The organism is Streptomyces sp. NPDC051218 (assembly GCF_044455475.1).
In the GTDB taxonomy this organism is placed as follows: domain Bacteria; phylum Actinomycetota; class Actinomycetes; order Streptomycetales; family Streptomycetaceae; genus Streptomyces.
Window position 1 is genome coordinate 177556 of the sequence record NZ_JBITEU010000007.1, and the last position, 20781, is coordinate 198336.

General features: G+C 67.9%; 19 protein-coding genes. 12 read left to right on the forward strand and 7 right to left on the reverse strand.

Annotated elements, in window-relative coordinates:
- Positions 1–165 precede the first annotated feature (165 nt).
- From ACIBCK_RS22005 to ACIBCK_RS22015, 3 genes are all read right to left on the reverse strand, one after another.
- Positions 166–630 carry an SMI1/KNR4 family protein gene (locus ACIBCK_RS22005; RefSeq protein WP_399392623.1) on the reverse strand — a complete coding sequence of 155 codons (465 nt, stop codon included), beginning with the start codon at positions 628–630 and terminating at the stop codon, positions 166–168.
- A gap of 83 nt (positions 631–713) precedes the next feature.
- Entirely contained in the window at positions 714–1511 is a 798-nt protein-coding gene (locus ACIBCK_RS22010) for an SDR family oxidoreductase (RefSeq protein ID WP_399392625.1), read from the reverse strand.
- Positions 1512–1631: 120 nt separating this feature from the next.
- The gene (locus tag ACIBCK_RS22015; protein WP_399392627.1) at positions 1632–2867 is read right to left on the reverse strand and encodes an MFS transporter; all 1236 of its coding nucleotides are present in this window, start codon (positions 2865–2867) and stop codon (positions 1632–1634) included.
- Positions 2868–3072: 205 nt separating this feature from the next.
- Between ACIBCK_RS22015 and ACIBCK_RS22020 the strand changes: the two genes are divergently transcribed.
- Both ACIBCK_RS22020 and ACIBCK_RS22025 read left to right on the forward strand, forming a co-directional pair.
- On the forward strand, positions 3073–3513 hold the full coding sequence (locus ACIBCK_RS22020) for a VOC family protein (protein WP_399392629.1): 441 nt from the start codon (positions 3073–3075) through the stop codon (positions 3511–3513).
- 129 nt (positions 3514–3642) lie between these two features.
- Positions 3643–4548, forward strand: a complete 906-nt coding sequence (locus ACIBCK_RS22025) for a bile acid:sodium symporter family protein (protein WP_399392630.1) — start codon at positions 3643–3645, stop codon at positions 4546–4548.
- 28 nt (positions 4549–4576) lie between these two features.
- On the opposite strand, the gene ACIBCK_RS22030 is transcribed toward ACIBCK_RS22025, so the two are convergent.
- Both ACIBCK_RS22030 and ACIBCK_RS22035 read right to left on the reverse strand, forming a co-directional pair.
- Positions 4577–4882, reverse strand: a complete 306-nt coding sequence (locus tag ACIBCK_RS22030; RefSeq protein ID WP_399392632.1) for an SRPBCC family protein — start codon at positions 4880–4882, stop codon at positions 4577–4579.
- Positions 4883–4982: 100 nt separating this feature from the next.
- A complete protein-coding gene (locus ACIBCK_RS22035; protein ID WP_399392633.1) occupies positions 4983–6020 on the reverse strand; it encodes an alpha/beta fold hydrolase in 1038 nt (345 codons plus the stop codon).
- 99 nt (positions 6021–6119) lie between these two features.
- Here ACIBCK_RS22035 and ACIBCK_RS22040 point away from each other — a divergent pair, with 99 nt between their 5' ends.
- The 10 genes from ACIBCK_RS22040 to ACIBCK_RS22085 all read left to right on the forward strand — a co-directional run bounded on the left by ACIBCK_RS22040 (position 6120) and on the right by ACIBCK_RS22085 (position 16340).
- On the forward strand, positions 6120–6692 hold the full coding sequence (locus ACIBCK_RS22040) for a helix-turn-helix domain-containing protein (RefSeq protein ID WP_399392635.1): 573 nt from the start codon (positions 6120–6122) through the stop codon (positions 6690–6692).
- 242 nt (positions 6693–6934) lie between these two features.
- The gene (gene fabV, locus ACIBCK_RS22045; RefSeq protein ID WP_399392637.1) at positions 6935–8167 is read left to right on the forward strand and encodes an enoyl-[acyl-carrier-protein] reductase FabV; all 1233 of its coding nucleotides are present in this window, start codon (positions 6935–6937) and stop codon (positions 8165–8167) included.
- A gap of 75 nt (positions 8168–8242) precedes the next feature.
- Positions 8243–8932 carry a hypothetical protein gene (locus ACIBCK_RS22050; protein WP_399392639.1) on the forward strand — a complete coding sequence of 230 codons (690 nt, stop codon included), beginning with the start codon at positions 8243–8245 and terminating at the stop codon, positions 8930–8932.
- 160 nt (positions 8933–9092) lie between these two features.
- Entirely contained in the window at positions 9093–9503 is a 411-nt protein-coding gene (locus ACIBCK_RS22055) for an Imm10 family immunity protein (protein ID WP_399392640.1), read from the forward strand.
- 103 nt (positions 9504–9606) lie between these two features.
- Entirely contained in the window at positions 9607–10389 is a 783-nt protein-coding gene (locus tag ACIBCK_RS22060; protein WP_399392642.1) for a phosphodiesterase, read from the forward strand.
- A gap of 318 nt (positions 10390–10707) precedes the next feature.
- Complete coding sequence (locus ACIBCK_RS22065; RefSeq protein WP_399392644.1) at positions 10708–13131, forward strand: DUF3289 family protein; 2424 nt, start codon at positions 10708–10710, stop codon at positions 13129–13131.
- Complete coding sequence (locus tag ACIBCK_RS22070) at positions 13118–13714, forward strand: hypothetical protein (protein ID WP_399392646.1); 597 nt, start codon at positions 13118–13120, stop codon at positions 13712–13714. The genes ACIBCK_RS22065 and ACIBCK_RS22070 overlap by 14 nt, the downstream gene beginning before the upstream one ends.
- An 18-nt stretch (positions 13715–13732) precedes the next feature.
- Complete coding sequence (locus ACIBCK_RS22075; RefSeq protein ID WP_399392647.1) at positions 13733–13906, forward strand: hypothetical protein; 174 nt, start codon at positions 13733–13735, stop codon at positions 13904–13906.
- Positions 13907–13956: 50 nt separating this feature from the next.
- Positions 13957–14832 carry an alpha/beta fold hydrolase gene (locus ACIBCK_RS22080; protein WP_399392648.1) on the forward strand — a complete coding sequence of 292 codons (876 nt, stop codon included), beginning with the start codon at positions 13957–13959 and terminating at the stop codon, positions 14830–14832.
- A 167-nt stretch (positions 14833–14999) separates the two neighbouring features.
- The gene (locus ACIBCK_RS22085; RefSeq protein WP_399392650.1) at positions 15000–16340 is read left to right on the forward strand and encodes an ATP-binding protein; all 1341 of its coding nucleotides are present in this window, start codon (positions 15000–15002) and stop codon (positions 16338–16340) included.
- 71 nt (positions 16341–16411) lie between these two features.
- Here the strand turns inward: ACIBCK_RS22085 and ACIBCK_RS22090 are convergent, their stop codons facing one another.
- Positions 16412–18235, reverse strand: a complete 1824-nt coding sequence (locus ACIBCK_RS22090) for a ThuA domain-containing protein (protein ID WP_399393121.1) — start codon at positions 18233–18235, stop codon at positions 16412–16414.
- A 5-nt stretch (positions 18236–18240) separates the two neighbouring features.
- Positions 18241–20697 carry a PQQ-dependent sugar dehydrogenase gene (locus tag ACIBCK_RS22095; protein ID WP_399392652.1) on the reverse strand — a complete coding sequence of 819 codons (2457 nt, stop codon included), beginning with the start codon at positions 20695–20697 and terminating at the stop codon, positions 18241–18243.
- Positions 20698–20781 lie beyond the last annotated feature (84 nt).

Sequence of the window (20781 nt, forward strand, 5' to 3'; positions counted from 1 at the left end):
CAATGAGTGAGGACTCACTCCGTTCGTGTGACGTACTCGATCACCTGTCGATGGCCGCCTGGCCGGCTCGGCCGCCCTCACCCTGAACCTGACGGTCAGACACCACTCAAGAAGACCAGTAGACCGGCCCCTCGGCGCCGCCCGCGCGTGACAACCCGTGAGCCGTCAAAGGAGGTCGTCATTGGATGCGAACTCATGCTCTGCAGGGGGGAAATCGTCGAAGTAGACCGTGTCGGCTGCTCCCGTAAGAACGGAGAGGAGGAAATCCGCGCAGGGGTGGGGGTGGTACTCCCATTCGGGGCCACGGCCCTCGTTGAACAGGGTGGTCCACTCCTCCGGCCTCTGCCCCGGCCGGCGCAGCCAGTAGAGCATCGCGCCGCTGCCCTCTATGTAGGCCCAGGGCAGCACCTCGGCTCCGTCGCCTTTCAGCAATTGCGGTGGCTTGGCCTCGGTTTTCCACAAGCGAGCGAGGATCTCCGCACGTGCCGTGGCCTCATCAAGGAGGTTGCAGCCCCTGTCAGGGCATGCGGGGTCCAGGAGCCAGATCTCCTCGTCGAAGACACCTCCCCCGTAGACCTCGACGAGTTCCTTGTAGTCCTGCGGTAAGGCGGTGCCGAGCAGTTGCTCCACCGCGGGCCAGTCTCGTGAGCGGCGAGGCCCGGGAGGAGGGATGAGCCTGGCAAGGCGTTCGACGGTGGGGTGCATGCGCTCGGTCACCCGAGACCGCCGTCGCTCTTAAGAAGCTGGCCGTTGACCCATCCACCCTCGGCCGAACAGAGGAACGAGACCAGGTTCGCGCAGTCCTGCGGCACGCCCAGGCGCCCCAGGGGAGTGAAGCGGACCATGTCCGCCCTCTGCTCCTCGGTCATCCACCCGGTCTCGGTCGGCCCGGGGTTGATCGCGTTGCAGGTCACTCCCAGGTGGGCCAGTTCACGCGCGGCGGCCAAGGTGATGCGGTCCATCGCACCCTTGCTTGCCCCGTAAGGCAGGTTGCCGGCGGTGTGGTCGCTGGTCAGGCTGACGATGCGCCCGCTGCCATGTTCCCCGCGGAACCGCAGCCCGTACTCCCGGATCAGCAGCCAGCTCGCGCGTGCATTGACCGCGAAGTGCAGGTCGAAGCTTTCCACCGTCGTGTCCAACAGCCCCGAGTCGACCGACTCGCAGTGGCAGAGCACCAACGCGGTGACGTTCCCCAGTTCGGGCTCGACGCTGTCGAAAAGCTGAGCCGGCACGGCCGGATCGCTCAGGTCCGCCTCGATGGCATGGGTTCTCGCCCCGAGGGACGCCACCTGCTTCCGCAAGTCCTCCGGCGCCCCCGGCTCTCCGCCCCACTGCATCCGCGCGTCATACGGAGTCCAGTACGTGAACGCCACGTCCCAGCCCGTCCGGGCCAGATGCAGGACCACGGACGCCGCGATTCCCGCCGAACGCCCCGCCCCCGTGACCAGGGCAAGCGGGCGCCCCGAAGCTGCCATGTCCCGTCGCTCATCCCCGTGCGTCTCGCCGCTCATGATCCCCATTTTGGCGCGACACGCGGCCCCTGGCACTCACTTTTCCCCACCGCACGACGCCCTCGGCGTCCGGAGCCGGAATCACAAACGCCGGTTCCTGCGCCCAGCGGCCACCTCCCATCACATTGGGAGCAACTGGGATCGAGTTCGCGTACCCCAGCGTTCGAGCGAGGGGCCGACGGCGCCCACTATGGCGAAGAACGCGCCGAGGATCAGCCAGCCGGTGGTGCCAAGTCCGAGTACGACGGTGGTGAGGATGGCGGGGGCGAGGGCCTGGCCCGCGCTGAAGCCGAGCCCGAGAAGGCCTTGGTACTGGCCCTGCGCATGGTCGGGCGCCAGGCCGAAGCCGAGGGCGAAGCCGGCCGAGGACTCCCATATCTCGCCGAGGCTGTGGACGAATATCGCTGTGACGACGAGGGCGACGGCCGCCCACACCGGAGTGTGTGCGGTCAGGGCCATCATCGGACAACTGAGGAGGAAGAGCAGCCCCGCCGTGCGGAATGCTCTACCGCCGTCGCGAGGGGTTTCGATACGGGATCCGATTCTGGTCTGCAAGAGGACGCAGACTCCCGCATTGAGCGCGAATACCGCGGCCACGGTCCAGCGCGGCGCGTCGGTGTGCTCCGAGATCCAGATCGGCAGAAGCAAAGACACTGCCGGGTATTGCAGCCCCATCGCCCCATAGAGGGCGGTGAACGCGACGAACGGACGGTCGCGGAGAGCGATCCAGCGGCGCTGCTCCGGCGGTCGCGCCAACGCTCGGTAGTGGGGGAGCAAGAACAAGAGAAGCGCGCACAGCGCAAAGCTGGTCGCATTGCCGAGAATCAGCACGGTGTAGGCAGTGCGAGTATCCGCAGCGACCGCGACTCCGGCACCCACGGTTCCCAGGACGACGCCCAGATTGACGTAGGTGCGGAGCTTTGCCCTGAACAGCGCAGGGCGGTCAGTGCCGACCCGGACGACTAGGGCTCCCCAAGCCGCGCCGCCGACTGCCGCGGCAAGTTGGTCGACAGTTGCGATGACCGTGAGGGCGCCCCAGCTCTCGACCAGTACGAGAGCGGACATCGCCACTGCCTGAACCGCCAGAGCGAGCACCATGATCGTGCGAGGCCCGCGTCGATCGGCCAGGTGTCCTCCCGGTATGCCCGCGAGCAGGCCCAGCAACCCAGCGACCGTGAGAGCGACACCGACCTGCGCCGGCGGTAGACCCACGACCAACGTGAAGTAGAGCGCCGACGCCGCGTTGAAGAGTCCATTGCCGACGCGGTTCACGAAGCTGGCCAGGATCAGTACACGCTCAGGCCTGTCGTTCCCCGCTATGTGAGCTATTCGACCGGGCTTTCTTCCGGTGATCATGGACGCAGGTTAGCAGTGGTCGAACGCACCGCCAGGGGGGCGAAGTTGTAGCAGCGCGGTGCAGTGTCTGCTGTAGCGGTGCCGAGGACCGATCCAGAATATTTCGGAGTTCGGCGGTCCGAGGATGTCGAGAACGTGCCACCGGCTCCGTCCCAGGGACATCAGCGGCCACCACCGGCCGCACGAGGAAGAAGGAGAAGCCAGCATGGCGATTCAGCGGATGGACAATGTCGGCATCGTCGTCGAGGACATGGACGCGGCCATCGCGTTCTTCGTGGAACTCGGTATGGAGCTGGAGGGCAGGGCGGAGGTTCAAGGCCCCGTCGCCGACAAGTGCACCGGCCTCGACGGCGTCCACTGCGACATCGCGATGGTCCGTACTCCGGACGGACACAGCCGGCTCGAGCTTTCGAAGTACCGCAGCCCCGCGGCGATCAGCGCGGGGCCGCGTAACCAGCCGCACAACATTCTGGGCACGCACCGCGTCATGTTCGCCGTCGACGACCTCGAGGACACCGTTGCCCGCCTGCGCCCTCACGGCGCCGAAGTCCTCGGCGAGATCGCCCGGTTCGAGGACAGCTATCTGCTCTGCTACGTCCGCGGCCCCGAGGGCATCATCGTAGGACTGGCCGAGCAACTGAACTGAGACTCGGGGACGATCTCAGTACGCGGAACGGCGAACCGGGCTCGACGATCTGCTCGCCCTGTTCGTTCTCCGGGGGCGTTGTTCGGCATGAGCGTGTACTTTTCGAGCGGCCTCCCGGAGGCTGTTCGCGTGGACTCACCGTTGACCACCTATCTGCTTCCCGCCGTGCTCGCCGTGATCATGTTCGGTCTCGGACTCGGTCTGACCGTGGCCGACTTCCGCAGGATCGCGGCGTATCCGCGGGCCGTGGCCGTGGCGCTCGTCTGCCAGCTGGTGCTGCTGCCCGCCGTCTGTCTGGGCCTGGTGCTCGCTTTCGACCTGAGCCCCGCGCTGGCCGTCGGCATGATGCTGCTCGCGGCGTCTCCCGGCGGCACCATGGCGAACATCTTCAGCCACCTCTTCGGAGGCGACGTCGCCCTCAACGTCACACTGACCGCGATCAACTCGGTGATCGCCGTCGTCACGCTGCCGATCGTCGTGAACCTCTCCCTCGACCACTTCATGAGCGGCACGGACGAAGCGCTGGGCCTGCGCTTCGACAAGACATTGCAGGTCTTTCTCGTCGTGCTGGTGCCGGTCGGGGCCGGGATGCTGGTGCGGCGCCGGCGGCCGGACTTCGCCGAGCGCGCCACCGGGGTGGTCAAGGTGACGGCGGTGGTGGCGCTCGTCGGCATCATCATCGCGGCGCTCGCCGCCGAGCGGAACAACGTGCTCGACTACCTCGCCGACGTCGGCCTCGTCGTCTCCCTCTTCGCCGCCATCTCCCTCACCGTCGGTTACGGTGCGACCCGGCTGGCCCGCGGCGATCACCGGCAGTCCGTCGCCACCTGCTTCGAGATCGGCATGCACAACACGACGCTGTCGATGGCCATCGCCCTGAGCCCGTCGCTTCTCGACAGCACCCGGATGGCCATCCCTTCGGCGGTGTACGCGGTGCTCATGTTCGTCATGGCCCTGGCCGCGGGCTTCCTGCTGCGCCGCTTGGCTCCGGCCGATTCCGTCGCCACCTCCAAGGCGGCCCGCACTGCCGAGTGAGGCTCGGGACCTGACTGCGTCACGAGCGTCACTGAGCCTGTCCGACCTCCTCGGCATAGCGGGCAAGACCTTCCGCCATGCCTTGCACGCCCTCGTAGGCCAAGAGGCGTTGCTCGACCTTCTGGGTCAGGCGCTCCCCGGTCACGGTGCGTCCCGTCCGGAAGGCCCGGACGGCACCGACCCCGTCGTCCCCGCCCGGGTCCAGGTCGACGGACCGTGTCGTGTCCAGGCTGTCCACCTTGGACCACAGCGGCCAGCTCGCGGCGTCGACCAGCAGCTTCCAGACGACTTCCGGCGGGGCGCCAGTGGTCACTGAAACGTCGTAGTTCGGCATGGTGCGATGCTCCTGTGAGTGGTGGTTTCCGGCGCAGTCTCCGGCCAAGAAGACGCTGTTGATACGGAGGGAAGGGCTGAGCCTCGGCCCGGGTGCGAGGTCACTGCGCGGCGGTGAAACTGAGGATCTCGCGCGCCACGGCAACGGGGTTCTCCTCGGCGAGCCAGTGCCCCGACTTCGGAATCTCGACGGCGCGTGTGACGTTGCGCAGCATCGGTGTCAGGGTCGGCCGGGTCGCGGCGAGCGAGCCGGTCGCCGTGAGGAGGAGGGTGGGGGTGTCCGTGGGCGTGGCGGCGGCGTTGTCCCGCTCGTCCCTGTCCAGGCTCCGGTAGAGCTCGAACCCGGCGTGCCGCGCGTCCGGTCGGCCGTAGGTGCGGACGTACTCGTCGGTCTCCGCGACGGTAAAGGGAGGCTCGGTCCTGGTGCCGCCGAAGGCCGTTCCCCCGTAGGCGACTTGTGTGGTGAACGCCGTGAAGTACTCGCGCATGTCGTTCTGGTCGTCGACGAGCTTTTCGGGAATCGCCTGCTGGCTGTTGAAGGCCATGTGCCAGGAGAACGTACGGTACTTGGCGGCGGGGAGCTCCCGTCCGGGAAGCGGATAGTCCATGTGTACGTAGGAGTTGACCTGCCGGGGGAACTGCGAGACGTACTGGGCGCCGACGCCGGCGCCCAGGTCGTGTGCCGCCAAGTCGAACCTGTCGAGCCCGATGCGATCACGCAGCAGTCCGTCGACGTGACGGGCCAGCGTCTTCTTGTCGAAGCTCGCCGGGTTTCCCCTGCTGTCGCCGAGGCCGGGAAGGTCGAGCGCGTACACGGTGTGATGGCGGGCGAGCGCAGGCATGATCTTCCGCCACTCGTACCAGGTCTGCGGCCAGCCGTGCAGCAGCACCAGCGCCGGCCCCTTGCCGCCAGTGACGTAGTGCATGCGTACGCCGCGGACCTTCGCGAACCCGTGCTTGAACGTCGCGTTGAACTCCGCGTCGTGCACGGTCGCGGCGTCGTACGCCGTGTCCTCCCTGGTGGGGAAGGCAGAGGCGGAAGCGGCGGCCAGGGGAGTGGCGAGTGAGAGAGCCAGGGCGCCGGTCTGGAGGAGCAGGCGTCGGCGACCGGGATGCCTCGTGTTTCGAGCGAGTGTCATGGTGCGATCCTCGAAGGGATCCTTGCGGAACTGCACGCACTTTTGCAGACTTGCAAAAACCTATGTCAGGTGCCCACGCGGCAGTGGAGGTGTCGGCCGGTGACGGAAGATCAGGCGGTACTGGAGAACGTCGGGCCGAGACTACGGGGCTTCCGGCAGGCCCTAGGCCTGACGCTCGCCACTCTGGCGGAGCGCACAGGACTCACGCAGAGCACCCTCTCGCGACTCGAACGCGGACACATCCGCCCGACTCTGGAACAGCTCCTGCCCCTCGCCCGCGCCTATGCCGTGCCGCTCGACGAGCTCGTTGCCGCGCCGTCCACCGGTGACCCGCGGGTCCACCTGCGCCCCTTTCACAAGGACGGGCTGACCTTCGTGCCACTGGGCGTGAAGACCGGCGGCATGCGCGCGTACAAGGTGATCTACCCGCCGATGTCGACACTCCCGGCACCGCGATTCCACATGCACCCAGGCCGGGAATGGTTCTACGTGCTGCACGGAACGGTCCAACTCGTCCTGACCGACACCCGGACAGAACTGACGGCGGGCGAGGCCGCGGAGTTCGACACGTCGGTTCCGCACTGGATCGGCAACGCCCGGGACGACACACCGGCGGAGACCATCGCCATCTACGGGCAGCAAGGTGAGCGAGTGCACGTCACCGACGTCTGACGCACCCGCGCGACGGGTCGTCTCACATCGGGGCTGGAACGGGGCAGATGGGCGCGGGAGTAGGAGTGGGCGTTGCCGCGCTGAGCCGCGCCATAGCCAGTGGGAACCCCTCCAAGGCCGGCCGGACATCGTTGTGGCGGTCAAGATCGCCGTGTTTCTCCGCACGGCAGCAGGCTTGCGGGAGAGCGGTGGCCGGACGGCCGCCGCGTCCATGTCCGTGACGACACCTGGGGCACCCCACCGTGAGCGAACGCGTCATCGCGCCCAAGAACCGAGGCTTCCTCTTCCTCGACTCCCACCCTGACGGCTGCCGACAGCTGGTGGACGAGATGTGGCAGGCCGTTCCGGCCCCGGGCCCGACCTCCGCCGGCGGGGAGAGGCCGGTCGCTCTGGTCGTCGGCTCATCCGCCGGGTACGGCCTGGCCGCTACGATCGCGGGCCTGGCCCGCGTCGGAATCCGTGGCATCGGTGTGTGCTTCGAGAAGGCACCCGCGCGGCGCACCGGCACCGCCGGCTGGTACCGCACCGCCGCCACCGCCCGGCTCGCCCGACAGCACGGGCGGGACATGGTCTTCCTCAACGGCGACGCCTTCAGCGACACGATGAAGGAACAGGTCGCCACCCTCCTGAGCGAGCGGTTCGGGGGCCGACTCGACTACCTGATCTACTCGGTGGCCGCCCCCCGCCGCACCGACCCGGATTCCGGCAACGTCTACACCTCGGTCCTCAAGCCGATCGGCGCCCAGCACACCACCAAGACCCTCGTCTTCGACGAGCACGGTGCCCATGAGGTCAAGGAGGTGACCACCGCGCCCGCCGAGGGGGACGACATCGAGCAGACGGTAGCGGTGATGGGCGGAACCGACTGGGAACGGTGGATCACGTTCCTCGCCGACCGCTCCCTGCTCGCCGACGGGTTCACCACCGCGGCCCTGTCCTACATCGGCTCGCCCCTGACCGCGGCGATCTACCGGCAGGGCACCGTCGGGGCCGCGAAGTCCCATCTGGAGGCCACCGCACGTACGTTGCACGAGCGGCTCGACAAGACCGTGGGAGGCAGGGCCGTAACTTCCGTCAACGCCGCCGCCGTCACCCAGTCCTCCACTGCCATCCCCGGCATCGCCCTGTACGTCGGCTTGTTGCGCGGTGTACTCGGCGACGCCATGGTGGCTCCGATCGGTCAACTGGTGGAGCTGTGGGACCAGTTGACCGGCGCCCGTCCACTCGACCTCGACGGCGAGGGCAGGGTCCGCCTCGACACCTGGGAACTCGATCCTGCCGTACAGAACGCGGTCGCCGATCGCTGGTCCACCGCCACCAGCGACACCATCACCGAGCTCGCCGACCTCGACTGGTTCAGCGACGAAGTCCGCCGCCTCTACGGCTTCTCCGTCCCCGGCATCGACTACACCGCGCCCGTCGAGACCGATGTACCGTGGCCGGGGGTTTTGGTTTCGTCCTCACGATGGTGGTGAGGTCTCGCCCCATCGGTACCGGATAGCCTGACGACGCATCAAGGTGTTGTGCGAGGTCGGCGAGGAGGGCATGTCATGACGTCCAGGAGTAAACAACGCGTGATCGCCGACCGATTGGGCATCAAGGCCGAGGCCGCGGAATGGTGCACGCTCGACAAGATTCCCGCACCCCCCGCCGATGTCCTCCAGGCGGCCGGGTCACCGCGGCTCCGGCCGGGGCGGATGCCTCTCTTGGAGATGCTCGGAACGGTGCTCATCTCACCGTTCATCCTGATCGGATGGTTGCTGACACCGCTGGGAGGCGCGCACGAGGCGGTCATGCGAGCCCTCTCCACCTCCAAGAGAGAGAGGGAGCGGAGCCAAGAGAAGCACGCCGACGCCAAGCAGCGTGAGACCCTCATCATCGAGCGGGGGCTCGACCGCGTCTTCGACGGCAACTGGCAGGGAGCCGCAGGGCAGTTCCTGCTGCGCTGGTACACCCACTCCACCTGCGACGCACGCCTCGTCGTCATCACCCAGGACGGCATCGTCCTCGCCGCCCCGCCCGTGCGCGCGGTCACGGACCGCGAAAAGCGCATGCAGGTAGTCACCAGGCTCACCCCCGAAGAGGCGAGCCTGGTCGACCCCTTCCCCTACGAGTACGAGACACGGATGCTGCTCCTGAGTTTCCGCGACGGGACGTGGCTGCGGATCGAGGCGGGAGACACCCACAGCGACCTGCACAAGTACCTGCTCCGCCAACCCGCCCCCGACACCGGCAACTGAGGCCTTACCGCAGCGATCAGGGCTAATTCAGTGCGCCTGCGGGGGTGCAGACGTGAGGCCTCCAACCGTCGGACGAACTCCTGGAGTTCCCCCTTGGCTCATGAAGAGGCCAAGCTGGCACTCGGACTGGCGAGGGGGATCGCGTTGATACAAAGGCTGCATGACCTATCGATTCACCGCTCGTGCCGCCGGAGCTGAGAAAGACCCGGACGGGTACTTCATCGAGGCCGGAATCTCCGAAGGCGTGGACGGCGGTGGCTTCATGCTGCTGTTCATGAGTGGTGAGGAAGACCCGGACGAGCAGGACACCAGGCTGGGGTTCGACACCCATTGTTTGGCCACCGCAGGACAGGGCACGGCATATGGATGCGTACGAAAAGCCGTCCTGACCGGCAATGTCCTACGGCTCTCCCTGAACCCGGCAGCGCTGACAGCGCTGGGCCTCGATGACACAGAGGTCGAAGCCACCATCGAGGCGCCGGCCGAGGACATCGCTCGGTTCCGCGAGGTTCTCGCCCAGATCCTGGCCTACGGACGCGCTGACGCACTGCCTGCCCACGTCGTCATCTGACCTGAGGAGCAGTCCGATGGTGATCAACAGGGCCGTCGCCAACAATCATTCGCCCTGAGCGTTATCGGTTGCCGCGCCTGAAGTGGCGTTGGAGCGTTCCAGGGTGACCGTATCCATCGCGCACCTCAGTGACCCGCACATCGCAACCGGCCCACTGGCCGGCGCCCCCGCGGAGGGGTTGGCCCGGGCGCTCGGCCGTGTCCTCACGCTCGACCCGCAGCCTGACTGCGTGGTCATCACCGGGGACCTGGTCGATCGTGCCACCCCGGAGAGCTACCGGGCGCTGCGCGAGGTGATCGATCGCTTCCCACTGCCGCTGTACCTGGTGGCAGGCAACCACGACGATCACCGAGTGCTGCTGGAGGAGTTCGCCGATTCACGCTTCCTGGGCGACGGAGCGCAGGCGCACTACGCGGTGGACTGTCCCACGTTCACCCTCGTCGTCCTGGACTCGTCGGTTCCCCAGTCACCGGGCGGCCGCCTGGGGGCCTCGCAGTTGGCGTGGCTCGATGAGGTCCTCGCCCGCAGGCCGGAACTCCCGGCGGTCGTCTGCCTGCACCACCCGCCGATCGCGGTCGGCATCCCGTTCTTCGACGGCATGCGCTCGGACGACGGCGAGGATCTGGCTGACCTGCTCACCCGGCATGGCAATGTCGTGCGGGTTGTGGCGGGCCATGTGCACCGCCCCATCACCGCCGCGTTCGCAGGCAGCATCCTGGCCACAGCTCCCAGCACCCACCTACAAAGCGGCCTGGCCCTCCGCGGCGGCGTACCCAACTACCTCCCGGACCCGACGTCCTTCCTCCTCCACCTCGTCAGCGGCGCTTCGTGTGTCACCCATACCGTCTCCGTCAGCCATGCCGCGGCACCCATTGCCTGCCTCTGAGAAGTGGGGTCTGATGCGTCCAGAATTGAGACTTACATCGTTCGTCGTTCTGAGGATCCCGGTCTCGCTACGCGCTACTCGCGACCCCACCACGCACACGAGGTGACACGAGGGCTCATCCGTCCCCCAGACCTCGCACGAGCCACAAGTTCCCTTTTAGACACGGGACTTGACGCTCTTTCAGTCATCCTCAACCACCCCACCAAACGGTCACGATTCCATCACCCCCATCTGTTACGTTCCTGCTCGATTGGCGAAGTGCCGTGAAACGGGGGCTACTTCGCGTCGACAGGTAAGTCTCCATTCGAGGGGGGCGCCATGAACAGACGTGTCACACTGCCGCTCAGTGCCTTATTACTCCTGGTCGGCGTCGCGGCGCCGGCCGTCGCAGGCGACGACCGCGACAGCACCGATTCCGGGAAGACGATCTATCGGGACGACACGGTCGACGTGTCCTACCGGCAGCTCGCGGCGGACGATCCGCAGTGGAGCAAGGTTCCCCGGACCTTCCGCGACAAGGTGCCGGAGGGCTCCTACATCGCGCAGCTGCAGATCAAGAACGTATCCAAGGGCGACATCAAGGACTGGTCGCTGTCGTTCGAGTCGCCGGACAAGATCACGGCGACCGAGTCGGCGAAGCTGGGCGCCCAGCAGAGCATGCGTACGACGATCCAGAACGACCCGGCGGACAAGCTGATCGAGGCGGGATCGACCTCGACCATCTGGTACCGCGCGCAGGACGGGAAGACGACGGCGCACACGCCCGCTTGGGCGACCTTCGCGAAGGGCGGGGCTCGGCCGACGAAGGACACCGATGGTGACGGGCTCCCGGACGACATGGAGCAGCGCGCCAAGCTCGACCCGTCGAGCAAGGACACGGACCGCGACGGCTTGTCCGACTTCCTCGAACTCGGCACCGGGAGCAGTCCGTTGAAGGCGGACAGCGACGGTGACGGGGTCCAGGACAGCAGCGAGGACCCGGACAGCGACAAGGTGCCGAACCAGCGCGAGGTAAAGCTCAAGACCTCCCTCACGCGGGCGGACACCGACGGTGACGGACTTGCCGACGGAAAGGAGCTGACCCGGCACACGAGCCCGGCCAAGCCCGACACCGACGGTGACGGCGTGGACGACGGCCAGGAGACGCGGATCGGGTCGGACCCGCGTGCCGAAGAGTCCGCCTTCGACGTGACGCGGTCCGCGAACGGCGGCGCCACCAAGGCCTCGGCCACGATCAAGGGTCTCAGTCCTCGGCAGGTGTCGACGTTCCGGATCACCAAGCTTCCGGCCGACCAGCAGCAGTTCCCGAAGTCCACTCCGGGGCACGTGGGCAACGGGTACGAGTTCGCGGTCGACGGCCGGTTCGAGCAGGCGAAGATCTCCTTCAAGGTCGACGCGAAGCAGGCGGGCCCGGACGCCAAGCCCGCCGTCTACCGCTACGACGACAAGTCCCAGCGGCTGGTCAAGCTCGCGGACCAGCGGGTCGACGGCGACACGATCACGGCCACGACCGGCGACTTCTCCAAATACGTCGTCCTCGACAGCCGCGTCTTCGACAAGGTGTGGGACCAGCCCCAGCGCAAGAGTTCCGGTTCCGGCGAGGCGCCGTCCTTGTCGAAGGACACCGACAACGACGGGATCAGCGACTACCACGAGAACGAGATCCGGGACGGGAACCTCCTCCAGGGCAACGGCGTGCCCGTCGGCGCGATGGACCCGAAGAACCCGGACACGGACGGCGACTCGCTCAAGGACGGCAAGGAGGTCCAGATCGTCACGGACGAGCTGTCCGGGACGAAGGAGCTGGTCTACGCCAAGCTGACCTCGAATCCGCTGAAGAAGGACACCGACGGCGACGGCTCCCGGGACAGCGCCGACCAGCAGCGGCGCGTCGCGGACCCGACGAACATGCTGATCCACCAGTCCCAGAACCGGGAGGGCCGGCGCAAGGAGCCCGACCCCAACAACTTCCCGGTGCCGCCGAGCCGGCAGGTGGCGGACGACCTGACGTTCAACGACTACAACTACGACGAACTGACCGATCTCAGCTGGGACTTCTGGGTCGCCTCGTTCACGCCCGAGTTCCTGATGTGGGGCGAGTTCAACGACATCATGAATATCGGCAAGGCAGGCGCGGACGCCGACAACCAGCAGGCGGTGGACGACCTGCGCAACGCCTTCCGCTACGGCCACGACGGGCAGAGCGCCGGCTCCGTATCCGTGGAAGACAACTATGACCCCGCCAAGTACCTGCAGGTCGGCTCCGGCAGTGCCCTGTCCCGGGCGGTCGCGGCATCTCCGCAGGAGCAGAGCTACATCGACAAGGCCAAGGGGATCATCCTCCAGTCGATCACGGAGAACCGGGGCGGGACGGCACAGTTCCAGGTCCAGGACGACCTGAACAAGAACCTGCTGTACCAGCTGTTCAAGAACAGCGGCCTGCAGTACCCGGTCTACGACTTCTCCGTCGGCGACGCCAACCAACGTGCCCTGTCCATCGCCATCCATCAGTTCCACGGGCACACGATCCAGCTCAAGGACTACACGGTCACCGGAAACACGTTCTCCGGGACCCTGGTCTTCCACTCGTACGACCACTTCGGGCTCGACCCCGACGACGAGATCACCAACTACGGGTTCATCGACTGGTTTACGCTCCAGCACTATGACCGGTTCGAGGGGAAGTACCCCCCGGCGATCGCGGTGGCGGACGTCGAAGTACCCATCAGTGGCTCGTTCTGACGCCCTCGAACTGGAGCGGCGCCTGAGGCGGCGCTCGCCGGGCCGGATCGTGCTCGTCACGCTGATCGTCGTGGCGGCACTCATCCTGGCCTGGCGAGTCGTCGCCTTCGGCGCGCTGGAGAAGTACTTCGGCAGCGGGTTCGACGACCGGCGGTTCGACAAGCTGGAGACGGAGTTCGATCACCGCCGACGGGCCTTCGCCCAAGCCGACGCCCGGATGCGGGAGTTGGCGGCCGCCCACCCGCGGGCCGAGCGGATCGGCTGGAGCCTGGCGCTGATCTGCGTACGCGATGCCGGTCGGGCCGAATCCTGCGAGCCGACGACGCCGCGGGACCAGGCGACGTACGAGGCGCTGGGCGGCGTGGACGTGATCGTGCGTCAGTCGAAGGACGATGGGCGCACGTTCTTCCGCTCCTACGCGGACGACCCGCCGCGTTACACGATCATGCACGCGCACGACGGCACGGACGTGGCGGCGTACGCGAACGACCGGGGGTTCCGGAGCACCCGTTCGCTCAAGCCGGGGTGGGTGATCCTCGGGCCGATCCCTGACGTGGATCGTGAGAACGCTCAGTGGCAGTGAGATGCGGCTCGGGCAGCGGTGCAGATCGACCGGTACGCCCGCCTGGAGCAGGCGCAGCGCATGGGTGATGCCCTCGTCGCGGAGCGGGTCGAACGGATCGGCAAAGCCCTGGGCTTCGACATCACCGAGCCGACAGGCCTGATCCGAGCGGGGCTCGCGCTCACCGCTTGGCGGCTGCTCGACGACGCATGACCGGTCGTGGAGGCGGGCACAGGATCGTTTCCGAAGCTAGGGAGGCCGGGGTGTTCGAAGGGTTCAAGGCGACGCACGTCGATGTCGGGGAGGCTCGCATCTTCGTCCGCTTCGGCGGGGACGGGCCGCCAGTGGTGCTGCTGCACGGCCATCCCCGCACGTCGGCGACGTGGCACCGGGTCGCTCCACTGCTCGTACGAGCCGGCCACACGGTGATCTGCCCGGATCTGCGGGGATACGGGCGCTCCCGAGGGCCGGCCTTCACTGCGGATCACGCGGGCTATTCCAAGCGCGCGGTCGCCGGGGACGTAGTGGTCGTGATGCGGCACCTCGGACACCATCGGTTCGCGCTGGTCGGGCACGACCGCGGCGGGAGTGTGGCACTGCGACTCGCGCTCGACCATCCCGAGGCCGTCTCGCGGGTGGCCTTCGCCGACTGTCTGCCGGTGACGGAGCATCTGTCACGGATCACCGCCGATTTCGCCACGCAGTGGTGGCACTGGTTCTTTTTCGCGCAACCGGCCATTCCCGAGCGAGTGATCACCGCCGATCCCGACAGTTGGTACGTCGGCGACCCGGAGGCAATGGGACAGGAGAACTACGACGAGTGGCGGCAGGCCACACGCGACCCCGACGTGGTGCGGGCCATGCTCGAGGACTATCGCGCCGGCCTCACCGTCGACCGACGGCACGAGGAGGCCGACCGCGCCGCCGGCACACGCATCGCCTGCCCGACACTGGTTCTGTGGTCGCTTCAAGACGACCTGGAGGATTTGTACGGAGATCCTCGCGCGATCTGGCGCCGGTGGGCGCACGACGTCCGCGGTCACGGCATCGACTCCGGGCACCATGTCGCCGAACAGGCGCCCGAAGCGCTGGCCTCCGCGCTCGTCGACTTCCTTCGGCCGAGCCCGGACCCCCAGTAGCGGCCGTTCAGGAGCGGCCCCGAGCATGCTCGCCGTCCCGCGCCCAGTGACGGTTCGTAGCGTTTCCCCCTCGCGCCTTGTGCACTGTGGCGCACGACCCGTGGTCTTCGGCGCCTCTAGCCTCGCCGCATCGGCGCGACCACGAGAACGACCGAGGAGCGGCACCTGTGAACTGGCTGATCCATGACTACCGCGAGAGCGATCTCGCCGCAGTGGTCCACCTGATGGACACCACGGCCGAGCTCGGCCAGGAATCCGTCTTCTCCGTGGCGGAGTGCATCAGTGCCCTGACGTCCCGCCAGCCCGGTGTCGTCGCGGTCCACCAGGGTGTACCGATCGGGATGGCCCTCGGCTGTGTGGCCGGGGAGCGGGCCTGGGTGATGCGGATCGCGATTGCCCCGGCCTGGCGCGGGCGGGGCCTGGCCAGCGCGCTTCTGGTCGAGCTCGAGCGCCGCCTGGTCGCCGCGCGGGTCGGCCGGATCGCCTATGTCCTGCCGGAGGAGGACTTGTTCGGTGACGGACTGCTCAACGCGGGCTACACCCGCCGGCCTGCCGTCGCCTACTTCGAGAAGGTCGAGCCGGTGCACGGCCCCGCCGCAAGTCTTCTCGACGACCTCGGCGGCCGGCTGCTGCCCGGTGATCTGTGGGCCAAGGTCGTCGGGATGGAGCGTGAGAAGGATCTGATCGAGCGGCGGGTCGTGCTACCGCTCGCCGAGCCGGAGCGCGCGGCGCGCCACGGTGTGCGCCCGCCGCGGGCCGTGGGCCTGTTCGGCCCGCCGGGTACCGGCAAGACGACCTTCGCGCGCGCGATCGCCTCGCGGCTGGGCTGGCCGTTCGTGGAGATCCTGCCCTCGCGGCTTGCTGACGGGGGCAATCTGGCGGCGGCGCTGCGCTCCGCGTTCGCAGCCATCGCCGAGCTGGAACGAGTCCTGGTCTTCATCGACGAGGTCGAGGAGATCGCCCCGGTCCGCCAGGAACCGGCGCAGCCCGGCGGGATGCACGGGGTGACCAACGAACTGCTCAAGCTCATACCGGGCTTCCGGGAGCGCGACGAGCGGCTCCTGATCTGTGCGACGAACTCCATCCGGTCCTTGGACCCGGCCTTCCTGCGCCCCGGCCGGTTCGACTACCTGATCCCGATCGGTACGCCGGACAAGGCGGCCCGCGCGGCGATCTGGGGGCGCTACACCGACGGCCGACCGGAGGTGGACCTCGACGAACTGGTGGCAGCGAGCGACCAGTTCACGCCGGCTGACATCGAGCACGCCGCCCGGATCGCCGCCCAGAACTCCTTCGAGCGCGATCTGGTCTCGGCCGGCGTCTCGGGCGGCATCCGGGGTGGTGACTCGGCGGGCGTCCCGGTCGACGGGCAGGCTGCCGCCACGCAGGCGCTGCCGGGCGCGAGCACGGCCGGCTACCTGGAGGCGATCGCCCAGTGCCGCCCCACGGTGACGCCTCAGATGATCGACCAGTTCGAGTCCGACATCACCTCGCACGCCCGGTTCTGACCTGGCGCGAGCCCCCGGAGATCTCGTCGATCTCCGGGGGCTCCGGCCTGCGTGCGGTGTCCCGCTGGGTGTCAGTTCCGCATGCCGTCGAAGCGCGACGCCCAGTACGCCGTCCGGTCCAGATAGGCGGTCTCTGCCGCCTCACCCGTCTTTCCGTACGCTCCTTCGAAGGTCAGATAGCCGTGACCGGCCGGCGGTGAACCGTCGGCGGGCTCGATGGAACTTCCCTCGTGCCACTCGTTGAAGGACGTCACCGACACCCAGGCCGGTGAGCCGCCGATGGCCGGGTCCAGGGCGTTGTTCCACTGCTTGTCGTAGGCCGCACCGTCCGCGCGATCCAGGGTGGGAGTGGTGTTGCCCGGGACCGCCCGGTCGTCGATGTACCCGGGTGCGACCGACGGGGCCCAGATCAAGTCGTGGGCACGGGCGTAGTCGCCGGCCTGCTTCCAGCCGGGGGCCGTCGCACCCGCGATCCCGTCGTACGTGTACATCCCGGAAAAGTGCGCGATCTTCGTCGTGTCCGTCGTCTGAGCGAGCACGATATTGCTGTCCGTCACCTCGTCGAGCGCGGTCCAGTCGGTGATCCGCAGGCTTTCGAAGACGTAGAACGCGGGCTTGTCGCCATGCTCGGCGGAACGGTAGGAGGCGGGATGACTGCCGTAGGTGTCGTTGATGTACCGGATGTCGGACACCGTGGAGGCCGCGGTGCGCCCCGAGTACGGCTCCAGGTGCCAGGCCACCTTGACACCCTCCTTGGCCGCCGCGTCCAGGACGCCCTTGGCGAGCTGGTCCTCGTAACCGTCACGGCCCCACCAGCTGTAGACGATGACCCCGGCGCCGGACTTCCTCACCCACTTCATGTGCTGGGCTACGGCGCCCTGCATGTCTCCGGAGTCGTACGCGCCGAGCGCGGGGTAGTAGTCGGCGCCGACGTCGTCGGGCGGGGTGTGACCGCCCTGGGGCCAGTGGCGCCAACTGCCGTTCAGGGAAGGGCTTCCGTACCACGGGTAGTAGAAGAGATGGACGTTCTGCGATCCCTCCTCGGCGGCGGCCTTCTTGGCCGGCCGGGTATCGCGGTTGGTGCAGTCGCCGGGCGCTTGCCCCGCCGCCCAGCGGACCGCGCCCAGCAGCAGGGTGCGGAAGTCGGGGTCGGCGTACGACTCCGCGGTGTGGCCGAGGCCCGTGTAGAAGGAACGGCCCTGGCCCTGCGCATGGCACCACGTGATGGGGTGGTCGCCCGCCATCTCTCCGCCGCTGTAGGTCGATTCGTCCAGACTCTGCAGGACGTGGACGCCGGAGCGGGGGTTGGCGCGGTAGTTGTACCACTCGTCGGTGCGGGTCCACGTGGCGCCGAGGTGAGAGGTCGCCGGGTGGGTGCGGTCCTCGTTGACCACGGTGGCCTGCTGAATGGCGGGATGGCTCTTGAACCAGGCCCCGACGAGCTGCCCGTAGTACGGCCAGTCGTACTCGGTGTCGGCCGCCGCGTGCACCCCGACGTAGCCGCCGCCGGAGTCGACGTACGACTGCAGGGCGTCCTGTTGGGTGCCGTTGAGGACATCGCCCGTGGTGCTGAGGAAGACGACGGCCTCGTATCCGGAGAGATTGTCCGGGCTGAAGACCGTGGCATCCTCGGTGGCCGTGACGGTGAAGCCCTGCTCCTGGCCGAGGCCGCGCAGGGCGTCGATGCCGGCCGGGATCGAGTCGTGGCGGAAGCCCGCCGTCTTGGAGAAGACGAGGACGTCATAGGGGGCGGTGTTCACTCGGGCGTCGGCCTCCTCCGTGGACGCGGCCCGCGCGGACCCGCTCGACGCGCTGATCGGCACGGTCAGAGCGGCGGCCAGTGCGAGGACGCAAGCGGCGGGTGCGCGGCTCAGCCGCCTCGACACTCTACGCATGCTGCTCATGGTTGGCGCCCCTTCTGCGTGGCCGTGGCGAGGGTGAACGCGTCGACGTCGAAGAGGTTGCCCTGACCGCTCGGGCCCTTGAAGACGAGGACGAGGTCCGTGGTCCCCGACGGCGCTCCGGACAGGTTCGCCGTGACGTCCTGGAAGTTCTCCCAACCGCCGGTCACCGGCACGGCCACCGAGCCGAGCTGGGCCCCGGTCGGTGAACCGGCGCGGATCTCGATGGTGCCCCCGGCGCCGCCCGAGGAGATGCGGGCGGTGAACGACTTCGCGTCGCCGAGTGCGTAGGGCTTGAAGGAGATCCAGTCGCCGTCGTCGGTGAAGCCGACGGTGTTGGCGCCTTCCGCGTTGCCGTGCCCGGCGATCTGGATGCCCGACTGGGCGGTGAAGTGCTCGGCCTGGCGGTGGCGCGGCTGCAGGGTTCGGCGGTGGTGCGTGGTCAGGCCCGCCTCGTCCGTGTACTCGGCGTCGAAGACCCCGTACAGATTCGCCGCGCTGTCGTGCTCGCCGTCGGCCGGGACGGTGATGCTGCCGCTGCAGCCGTTCTTGGACGTGATGGCGTGCGAGTGGCTGTCGTGCCCGAGGAGGTAGGTGACCTTGACCTTCGCGCAGTCGATCGCATCGTCCTCCGGGTCGCTCACCGCGACCTCGAAGGGCACCGTGTCGCCGAAGGAGAACAGCTTTCCGTCAGGTGGCTGTCGGAGGGAGACCGTGGGTGCGGTGTTGCCCGCGGTCACCACGAGGCTGGCGCTGCCGGTCAGGCCCTCGGGGTCCTTGACGGTGAGCGTCGGCCGGTAGGTCCCCTTCGTGGTGTACGTGTGTGACGGATTGGCCTGGGTCGATGTGGTCCCGTCGCCGAAGTCCCACGAATAGCTGAGGGATTGACCCTCCGGATCGGAGCTGCCGGCGGAGGAGAACTGCACGGTGAGCGGCACGGCGCCGGAGGTCTTGTCCGCGGCTGCCTTGGCTATCGGGCTGCGGTTGGAACCGCCGAGGTATTCGATGCGGTACAGGGCCTGGTTGTTGCTTCCGGTGCCGTAGTCGAGGACGTACAGGGCGCCGTCCGGACCGAAGTCGCTGTCCATGATCTGGGTGCCGGTCCACGGGAAGTCCTCGATGGTGCCCCGGGATCCGTCGGACTTCACCTCGATCGACTTGATCCATTTGCGGCCGTACTCGGTGGCGAGGAAGCGGCCGTCGAGGGACTGCGGGAACTTCACGGACGACTCGAGATCAGGGTCGTAGCGGTAGACCTCGCCGCCCATCGGGGACTCGGAGCCGCTGCCCAGCTCGGGCGGCGATCCGTCCCATCCGTACTTGATCCAACTGGCCTTCGCCGCAGGCAGCTTGGCCTGTCCCGTGTTACGGAACGAATCGTTGGCCGGACCGCCCGCGCAGTCGTACTTGGCCCCGGCTGGTCCGCTGGGGAAGGTGTACGCGTTGTACGTCTCGGCGCTGGTGTTCGTGCCGGTGCAGTACGGCCAGCCGAAGTTGCCCGGGGCGGTGATGCGGTCGAACTCCACCTGGCCGCCGGGTCCACGGTTGGCGTCGCCGCCGCCCGCGTCGGGTCCGTAGTCGCCGAGGTAGACGATGCCGGTCTTCTTGTCGACGCTCATCCGGAACGGGTTGCGAAAGCCCATCGCGTAGATCTCGGGCCGGGTCTTCGCGGTGCCGGGGGCGAAGAGATTCCCGGCGGGGACGGTGTAGCCGCCGGCCGCGGTCGGCTTGATGCGCAGCACCTTGCCCCGCAGGTCGTTGGTGTTGCCGGAGGAGCGCTGGGCGTCGAACTGCGGGTTGCGGTCGGTCCGTTCGTCGATGGGTGCGTAGCCGGAGGAGTCGAACGGGTTGGTGTCGTCACCTGTGCTGAGATACAGGTTCCCGGCCGCGTCGAAGTCGATGTCCCCGCCGACATGGCAGCACTGGCCGCGATCGTTGGCGACTTCGAGTACGACCTTCTCGCTGGTCATGTCGAGGGTGTTGTCGGACTTGAGCGTGAACCGGGAGAGATTCAGATGCCCTTTCCACCGCTCGAAGTCTGCGGCGCTCCCGGTGGCAGGCGCGTCACCGGCCGGGGTGTCGAGCTTGGGGGAGTAGTAGACGTACACCTGGCGGCTCGAGGCGAAGTCCGGGGCGGCGGATATGCCTTGCAGCCCCTCCTCGTCGTGGGTGTAGACGTCCAGTTTTCCGGCCTGGGTGGTGTTCCCGCTGGGGTCGGTGTATCTGACCGTGCCGTCGCGGGCGGTGTGCAGAACCGAACGATCGGGCAGCACGGTGAGGGACATCGCCTCACCCATCTCGGCGCCACCAGTGGCGAGTTGGACCTGCTGATAGTCGGCGGCCGGGATGTCCCGGACGTCCGCGCCCGCACTGGCGGTCGTGACGGCGGTGAGCCCGGACAGTGTGAGCGCGAGTGCGGTGAGCAACTTGAGCCCTGTACGAGGGCGTGGGGACATGAGGCATCCTCCTGACGCTTGGGGGCGTGTCAGGCAGGGCGCGCGCCGGCCGCGCTGGCTGCGGTGATGGAGAGGTGCTGGGGA

Excerpts from the sequence above, each read along its gene's own strand:
- ACIBCK_RS22065 (WP_399392644.1), top strand. The coding sequence starts at position 10,708 with ATGAACAGACGTGTCACACTGCCGCTCAGTGCCTTATTACTCCTGGTC.
- ACIBCK_RS22090 (WP_399393121.1), bottom strand. The coding sequence starts at position 18,235 with ATGCGTAGAGTGTCGAGGCGGCTGAGCCGCGCACCCGCCGCTTGCGTC.
- ACIBCK_RS22095 (WP_399392652.1), bottom strand. The coding sequence starts at position 20,697 with ATGTCCCCACGCCCTCGTACAGGGCTCAAGTTGCTCACCGCACTCGCG.
- ACIBCK_RS22020 (WP_399392629.1), top strand. The coding sequence starts at position 3,073 with ATGGCGATTCAGCGGATGGACAATGTCGGCATCGTCGTCGAGGACATG.
- ACIBCK_RS22015 (WP_399392627.1), bottom strand. The coding sequence starts at position 2,867 with ATGATCACCGGAAGAAAGCCCGGTCGAATAGCTCACATAGCGGGGAAC.
- ACIBCK_RS22055 (WP_399392640.1), top strand. The coding sequence starts at position 9,093 with ATGACCTATCGATTCACCGCTCGTGCCGCCGGAGCTGAGAAAGACCCG.
- ACIBCK_RS22030 (WP_399392632.1), bottom strand. The coding sequence starts at position 4,882 with ATGCCGAACTACGACGTTTCAGTGACCACTGGCGCCCCGCCGGAAGTC.
- ACIBCK_RS22010 (WP_399392625.1), bottom strand. The coding sequence starts at position 1,511 with ATGAGCGGCGAGACGCACGGGGATGAGCGACGGGACATGGCAGCTTCG.
- ACIBCK_RS22035 (WP_399392633.1), bottom strand. The coding sequence starts at position 6,020 with ATGACACTCGCTCGAAACACGAGGCATCCCGGTCGCCGACGCCTGCTC.
- ACIBCK_RS22050 (WP_399392639.1), top strand. The coding sequence starts at position 8,243 with ATGACGTCCAGGAGTAAACAACGCGTGATCGCCGACCGATTGGGCATC.